The organism is Microbacterium testaceum, from assembly GCF_020781835.1.
Classification (GTDB): Bacteria; Actinomycetota; Actinomycetes; order Actinomycetales; family Microbacteriaceae; genus Microbacterium; species Microbacterium testaceum_H.
In genome coordinates, this window is sequence record NZ_JAJGNJ010000008.1 from 181,017 (window position 1) to 188,522 (window position 7,506).

General features: G+C 69.0%; 6 protein-coding genes. 4 read left to right on the top strand and 2 right to left on the bottom strand.

Features of this window, described 5'->3' with window-relative positions; genetic code table 11:
* The first annotated feature begins 3 nt into the window (after nt 1-3).
* Nucleotides 4-1,701, top strand: a complete 1,698-nt coding sequence (locus tag LL239_RS13165; protein WP_228163892.1) for an ABC1 kinase family protein — start codon at nt 4-6, stop codon at nt 1,699-1,701.
* Between the two features lie 262 nt (nt 1,702-1,963).
* Here LL239_RS13165 and LL239_RS13170 read toward each other — a convergent pair whose 3' ends face one another.
* Together LL239_RS13170 and LL239_RS13175 are read right to left on the bottom strand one after the other, a co-directional pair.
* Complete coding sequence (locus tag LL239_RS13170; protein WP_228163893.1) at nt 1,964-2,950, bottom strand: lytic transglycosylase domain-containing protein; 987 nt, start codon at nt 2,948-2,950, stop codon at nt 1,964-1,966.
* Between the two features lie 200 nt (nt 2,951-3,150).
* Nucleotides 3,151-4,665 (bottom strand): MFS transporter, encoded by a 1,515-nt coding sequence (locus tag LL239_RS13175; RefSeq protein WP_228163894.1) that lies wholly within the window; start codon nt 4,663-4,665, stop codon nt 3,151-3,153.
* A gap of 105 nt (nt 4,666-4,770) precedes the next feature.
* On the opposite strand from LL239_RS13175, the gene LL239_RS13180 reads away from it, so the two are divergent.
* From LL239_RS13180 to LL239_RS13190, 3 genes are all read left to right on the top strand, one after another.
* Nucleotides 4,771-5,400 carry a TetR/AcrR family transcriptional regulator gene (locus LL239_RS13180; RefSeq protein WP_228163895.1) on the top strand — a complete coding sequence of 210 codons (630 nt, stop codon included), beginning with the start codon at nt 4,771-4,773 and terminating at the stop codon, nt 5,398-5,400.
* A 251-nt stretch (nt 5,401-5,651) separates the two neighbouring features.
* On the top strand, nt 5,652-7,106 hold the full coding sequence (gene rpsA / locus LL239_RS13185; RefSeq protein ID WP_077049967.1) for a 30S ribosomal protein S1: 1,455 nt from the start codon (nt 5,652-5,654) through the stop codon (nt 7,104-7,106).
* Between the two features lie 105 nt (nt 7,107-7,211).
* Nucleotides 7,212-7,385: a hypothetical protein gene (locus LL239_RS13190; RefSeq protein ID WP_228163896.1), complete on the top strand. Its 174-nt coding sequence runs from the start codon at nt 7,212-7,214 to the stop codon at nt 7,383-7,385.
* Nucleotides 7,386-7,506 lie beyond the last annotated feature (121 nt).

Below are 7,506 nucleotides of genomic sequence, written 5' to 3' on the forward strand. Positions count from 1 at the left end.
CCGATGACCGACGACGCCCTCATGCGCGCCCGCTACCGGCGCATCACGCGCTTCGCCGCGCGTTACCTCGTCCAGGCCTGGTGGTACGAGCTGTTCCTTCCCAGGTTCGGCCTCGAGCGCATCTCCGCCCGAGGCCGAACCCGCCGACTGCAGCTGATCGCCCGTCGCTTCCACGCGCTGGCGATCGACCTCGGCGGTCTGATGATCAAGGTCGGGCAGTTCATGTCCTCCCGGCTCGACGTGCTCCCGCCGGTCATCACGAAGGAGCTCGAGGGCCTGCAGGACGAGGTGCCGTCGGTGCCGTTCGCGCAGATGCGGGCGCGAGCGGAGGAGGAGCTCGGGATGCCGTTGGAGCGCGCGTTCGCGAGCGTCGACGAGCGACCGCTCGCGGCCGCCTCGCTCGGGCAGGCGCACCGCGCCATCCTCACCGACGCGCTCGCGGAGGACACGGGTCTGCGCGAGGTCGTCGTCAAGATCCAGCGCCCCGGCATCGACAGGATCGTCGACGTCGATCTTCGTGCCCTGCGCAAGGTCGGCGGATGGCTCAGTCGCGTCGCACTCGTGCGCGATCGCGTCGACATGCCCGCGCTGGTGGAGGAGTTCGCCGCGACGAGCCTGGAGGAGATCGACTATCTCCACGAGGCCGCGAACTCCGAGCGGTTCGCCCAGGAGTTCGGCGGCGATGCGGGAGTCGCGGTGCCGGGCGTCGTGTGGGAGCGCACGACCCGCCGACTGCTCACGCTGCAGGATGTCACCGCGATCAAGATCAACGACGTCGAAGCCCTGCGCGCGGCGGGAATCGACCCGACCGAGGTGGCGACGCGCTTCGCGGGCGTGATGTTCGATCAGCTCTTCGACGACGGGTTCTTCCACGCCGACCCGCACCCGGGGAACGTCTTCGTGACGCCGATTTCCGGATCGACGGATGCCGGCTCCCCGGCCTGGCGGTTCACCTTCATCGATTTCGGGATGATGGGCGAGGTGCCGCCCACTCTCCGCCGCGGTCTTCGCCGGGTTCTCATCGCCGCCGCTTCACGCGACGGGAAGGGCCTCGTCGAGGGCATTCGCGACGTGGGTGTGCTTCTGCCGTCCGCCGACACGGTTCAACTCGAACGCGCGATGACGCAACTGTTCTCGCGCTTCGGCGGTATGGGGTTCGCCGAACTGCAGGAAGTCGATCCGCGCGAGTTCCGAGCCTTCGCCGTCGAGTTCGGCGACGTGGTGCGCGCCCTTCCGTTCCAACTGCCCGAGAACTTCCTCCTCATCGTGCGCGCCATGTCGCTGACCAGCGGGATGTGCAGCGCGCTGGATCCGGCCTTCAACATCTGGGACGCCGTCGAGCCCTATGCCCAGCGCCTCATCCGCGAGGAGAGCGGCAACACCGTTCACGCGCTGGCCAGAGAGGCCGCGTCCGTCGCCGCGCTGACCGCCCGCCTGCCACGACGGCTCGATGCCCTCATCGACCGGGTCGAGGAGGGGGGCGTCTCCGCCCAGGTGCCACGGGTCGAGCGCCGTCTGCGCGACCTGGAGCGCATGATGCGTCGGGTCGTCTCGGCGGTGCTGTTCACGGGACTTCTCCTCGGCGGCATCCTGCTGCAGGCGGAGCAGGCGTTCCTCGGCACGCTCCTGATGGTCGTGTCGATCGGGCCCTTGGCTCACGCGCTCCTCGCGGGGCTGATCGCGCGGCGCAGCGGTCGGTGACCATCGGCCGCCGCCGCCCGCGAGGCGACGCGCGGTCCGCGGATGACGAGCCAGGACGCCGGATGCCGATGATCACCCCGGTGACACCGGCCCGGACACGGGGGAGAACCTCCCGCACCGGTGCGGCCTGAACCGTCCGGCAGCCCGGCCACGACGTCCGGGCCGCCACGGACGTTCTCCGCACGCGTGCGCCGTCCACCCGAAGGAACACCGAAGCGCCGTACCGGGGGTCCCGGCACGGCGCTTCGGTGTTCCTTCGGGGTCAGTACCACCCGACGGACTGCGAGTGCCCCCACGCCCCGCACGGACTGCCGTAGCGACCCGAGATGTACCCGAGTCCCCACGAGATCTGCGTCGCTGCGTTGGTCTCCCAGTCGGCACCCGCGGACGACATCTTGCTGCCGGGCAGGGCCTGGGGGATGCCGTACGCACCGCTCCCGGAGTTGTAGGCGCGGTAGTTCCAGCCCGACTCCTTGTTCCAGAGCGACACGAGGCACGAGAACTGATCGTCGCCCCAGCCGAAGCCGGCGAGCATCCCGCGCGCCGTGGCCTGGGCGCCCCCGGGGCTGTTGTCCCCGGAGCCACCGCCGCCCGTCGGGGCGGCGGGCCGTGCGACGGGTGCGGACGATGATCCACCCGTCGAGGATGTCGCCCGCGCGGAGGCGGCTTCCTCCTCGGCCTTCGCGCGGGCGGCGGCCTCGGCCTCCTGACGCGCCTTCTCGGCGGCTTCCTCAGCCTGCTTCTTGGCCACGGCGGCGTCGAGGCTGCCGCGCAGTTCGGCGACCCGCTGGTCCACGGCGGACGCGGCCTCCGTCACCTCAGCGGTGAACTCGGGCAGGAACGTGGCGGGGAGCGACTGCGCGTCCGTGAGGCGCTGAGTCGCTGCGGCGAGCGCGGTGGTGTCCACCGTGGCGGGCTGTCCGATATCGAGACCGGACGCCGAGATGTCGTTCTGCACCGAGGCCGCGGCTTGTGCGGTGGTGTCGGCTCCCGACACGGCGGCGCGGGCGGCGATGGCCTCCGGAGCGGCGGTCGTCGCCGGCGCGCTGTACGCGGCAAGACGGAACGAGGCCGACGAGAGGTCGGTGGGGGAGGCGGCGGATGCCAGGGGTGCGGTGCCCGTGAGGGCGGCTGTCGCGAGCACGCCGACGACGAGGACGCCGGCGGTCAGTGCGGGCCGACGACGTGCCCGGCGGGAAGCCAGACGGCGGTCGCGGCGGTTGGAAGGGGGCGTCGAATCAGAGCGCATATAACCGGTTTCGTGTCAGGGGGACGGCGCGGGTTTCGCACGTCCGACCCGCGAAAAGCGGGCACGAAACGGGGAGCCTGGCACGCGAGTCTGGACGGAACCTGGGCGGACTGCGTTTTGGGTGGGAGGGAAAAGGGCTGATCCGTGGCTCATTGGCGGTGGGGTCGGGGCGGCCTCGCGGCGGCCTCGACCCCACCGGCTCATCCGACGACGACGGCCTCGCTCGCCTCATCGGGCGTCATCGCCGTGGCCTGCGGGGTGCGGGATCGACGACGGAACAGGACGGCCGACAGGAGCGCGCCGACCGCGAAGAACGCGGCACCCCACCAGAACGCGGTCGTGTAACCGGCGACCGCCGCGGGTCCGAGGGCTGCGGACCCGTCGGCGAGATGCTCGCTCACGTAGGCGGTGGTGGCGGTGGCCGCGATGGTGTTCAGCAGGGCGGTGCCGATGGACCCGCCGACCTGCTGGCTCGTGTTGACCATCGCGGACGCCACACCCGCGAAGTGTCGGTCGACCCCGAGTGTCGCGGTCTGCATCGACGCGGGCATGATCGAGCCCATGGCCAGACCGAGGAGCATCAGCCCGGGCAGCACGTCGGTCACATAGATGCTGTCGACGGTCAGACGTGTCAGCAGCAGCATGCCGGTCGCCCCCAGGATCATGCCCACCGGAACCATGATTTTCGCGCCGAGGCGGGGGAACAGAAGGTTCGTGGACAGCTGCGCCGCGAGGACCAGCATCGCAACCATCGGCAGGAAGGCCAGCCCCGTCTGGATGGGACTGAACCGCAGCGTCGCCTGGAGGAAGTACGTGACGAAGAGGAAGATGCCGAACATGCTCGCCCCGGCGATGAGGATCGACAGGTAAGCCGCGGAACGGTTGCGTTCGGTCACGATCGTCAGGGGCAGGAGCGGGTGTCGGGCCCGGCGCTGCCACAGCACGAACGCGGCGAGAAGCACGACGGCTACTGCGAGCGGCACCCAGCTGAACGGGGAGTCCCAACCCTCGGTTTCGGCGCTGGCGAACCCGTAGACGACGCCGAACAGTCCCGCGGACACCAGGAGCGTGCCGGGGAGGTCGAGGCGGGGCCGCGGTCCGTCGCTCTCGACGCGGCCGACGAAAAGGATCGTGCCGAGGATCGCGGCGATCGCGAACGCCACGTTGATGTAGAGGTTCCAGCGCCAGTCGAGAGCTTCGGTGAGGAATCCTCCCAGGAGGAGCCCCACGGCTCCGCCGGCTCCGGCGATGGCGCCGAAGACGCCGAACGCGCGGGCCCGTTCCCGGGGAATGGTGAAGGTGGTGGTCAGCACCGCCAGCGCGGTCGGTGCCAGGAGGGCTCCGAACACGCCCTGGAGCGCGCGGGCGGCGACGAGGACGCCGAAGTCGGGCGCCGCTCCGCCGAGCGCGGAGGCGGCGGCGAAGCCGATCAGGCCCGTGATGAAGGTGCGCTTGCGGCCGAAGAGGTCGGAGAGTCGCCCGCCCAGGAGGAGAAGCGAACCGAAGGCGAGGGAGTAGGCGGTCACGACCCACTGGCGGTCGCCGTCGGAGAAGCCGAGATCGGCCTGAGCGGACGGGAGGGCGATGTTCACGACGGTCGCGTCCAGGACGACCATCAGCTGGGCGATGCCGACGATGGCGAGGGTCAGCCAACGCCGGCGGGACGGGATCGAGGAGGCCGGCGCGGCGGATGGCGCGGCGGGGAAGGAGGTCATGGGCACAACATATACGGAACTGTTGAGTTTCGGAAATGAAATGTTTCTGAAACACTGTGTTCCGCAATGGCGTAGGCTCGGACCAACCCGACGGAAGGACGTTCGATGACGACGGCCCCCGAGCGCACCGTGAACGAGGCGCCCCGCCTCGGTCGTAAGCGCGACCTGAGTCGCGATCCCGAGATCCTCGAGGCGGCACTGGACGTTCTCGCCGAGACCGGGTTCGAGCGGATGACGATCGACGAGGTCGCCACGCGGGCACGTGCCGGCAAGGCGACGCTGTACCGGCGGTGGGCGTCCAAGGCGGACCTGGTCATCGACGCGGTGGCCTGCATGAAGAAGGGTGCGTACGACGTCTCGGCGCTTCCTGACACGGGTACGCTGCGCGGCGACCTCGTCGCCATGATCAAGGAGCCCTCGATCGCCGACGCGCAGCGGAAGATGCGGGTGATGGCGGGCATCGTGTCGATGCTGTCCACGTCCCCCGAACTCGCCGAGGTTGCGGAGGAGGCCCTGGTGGCGCCGCGGCGGGCGGCCAATCGCGTGCTCATCGAGCGGGCCATCGCCCGCGGAGAGATTTCCGGAGACGTGGATGTCGACTTGATCTCGTCGATCGGCTCGGCCATGGTCGCGCAACGCCTGCTGATGGAGCGCAAGCCGGTGACGCGATCGTTCCTCGTCTCGATCGTCGACAGGATCGTGCTTCCCGCCCTTGGGTTGCCCGCCCACGGCTGAGCCCGGCGGATCGTCGCCTTCGCCCGGCGAATCGGACCCGGACTCTGGTAGCCTTGAGTGTCACTCGTGTGGCTCGTTCCGCACGCCCGGGCCTCGGCCCGTGTGGCATCGCATGAAAACACTCCGCTTCGCTTCGGCTCGTGGCATCCGCTCGCCCTCAGGCAGCAGACGCTCCGGCCGGCGTGATCCGCCCCGGATCGCGGCGCAAGAGTCGAAGCCCGACACCAAACCCAACTAGGACAACCCACTACATGACTACCGCAACGACCGCCCCGGCCATCAAGCAGGTCGCGATCAACGACATCGGCTCTGCTGAAGACTTCCTGGCCGCGGTCGAGAAGACCCTGAAGTTCTTCAACGACGGCGACCTCATCGAGGGCACCGTGGTGAAGATCGACCGCGACGAGGTCCTCCTCGACGTCGGTTACAAGACCGAGGGTGTCATCCCCTCGCGCGAGCTTTCGATCAAGCACGACGTCGACCCCAACGAGGTCGTCAACGTCGGCGATCACGTCGAGGCCCTCGTTCTCCAGAAGGAGGACAAGGAAGGCCGTCTCATCCTGTCCAAGAAGCGCGCCCAGTACGAGCGCGCCTGGGGCGACGTCGAGAAGATCAAGGAGAACGACGGTGTGGTCACCGGCTCCGTGATCGAGGTCGTCAAGGGTGGTCTCATCGTCGACATCGGCCTCCGCGGCTTCCTGCCGGCCTCGCTCATCGAGCTGCGCCGGGTCCGCGACCTCACTCCGTACCTCGGTCAGGAGATCGAGGCCAAGATCCTCGAGCTCGACAAGAACCGCAACAACGTCGTGCTTTCGCGCCGCGCCCTGCTCGAGCAGACGCAGTCCGAGTCGCGCACCACGTTCCTGAACAACCTCCACAAGGGTCAGGTCCGCAAGGGCACCGTGTCGTCGATCGTCAACTTCGGTGCGTTCGTCGACCTGGGCGGCGTCGACGGTCTCGTCCACGTCTCCGAGCTTTCGTGGAAGCACATCGAGCACGCCTCCGAGGTCGTCGAGGTGGGCCAGGAGGTCACCGTCGAGATCCTCGAGGTCGACCTCGACCGCGAGCGCGTGTCGCTCTCGCTCAAGGCGACCCAGGAAGACCCGTGGCAGGTGTTCGCCCGCACGCACGCGATCGGCCAGATCGCGCCGGGCAAGGTCACCAAGCTCGTTCCGTTCGGTGCGTTCGTCCGCGTGGCTGACGGCATCGAGGGCCTCGTGCACATCTCCGAGCTGTCCGGCAAGCATGTCGAGCTCGCTGAGCAGGTCGTGTCGGTCGGCGAAGAGGTCTTCGTCAAGATCATCGACATCGACCTGGAGCGTCGTCGTATCTCGCTGTCGCTCAAGCAGGCGAACGAGTCGGTCGACCCCAACGGCACCGAGTTCGACCCGGCGCTGTACGGCATGGTCACCGAGTACGACGAGCGCGGAGAGTACAAGTACCCCGAGGGCTTCGACCCCGAGTCGGGTGCCTGGCTCGAGGGCTTCGACGCCCAGCGCGAGCAGTGGGAGCAGGAGTACGCCGCGGCCCAGGGTCGCTGGGAGGCTCACAAGGCCGCCGTCGCCAAGGCCCTCGAGGCCGAGGCCGCCAACCCGATCGACTCGGGTTCGTTCGGTGGTTCGTTCTCGTCGGAGTCGCCCGCCCAGGGCACCCTCGCCGACGACGAGTCCCTCGCCGCTCTGCGGGAGAAGCTCAGCGGCCGCTGATCTCCACCCTCAACCGAAGGCCGGTACCTCCACGGAGGTATCGGCCTTCGGCCGTTCTCGCGCAAGCCCCCGTTGCCCTTCCCACCTGTTCGGAACAATGGACGCATGGCATCTCGACTTCCCCTGCTCCTGGCGATCGCCGGCTCGGCCGTGCTCTTCCTCGCGATCGCTTTCGTCTACGTGCTCGTGATCGGGGCGATGTTCTTCGGCGGAATCGAGTTCACCGGGGGATCGGTGGATGCCGCGTCCGCCCTGTCATCGATCCCGTCGCTGATCTGACCCCGCGAGGCGCCACCGCGCCACCTGCCGCCCGATCGTTGTCATTCCGCGGTTTTTCAGGGTGTGTGGGGGTGCGACACGCCCGGGGTGTGGTGTGGATTGGACGGGTGGGTGGGTTGGG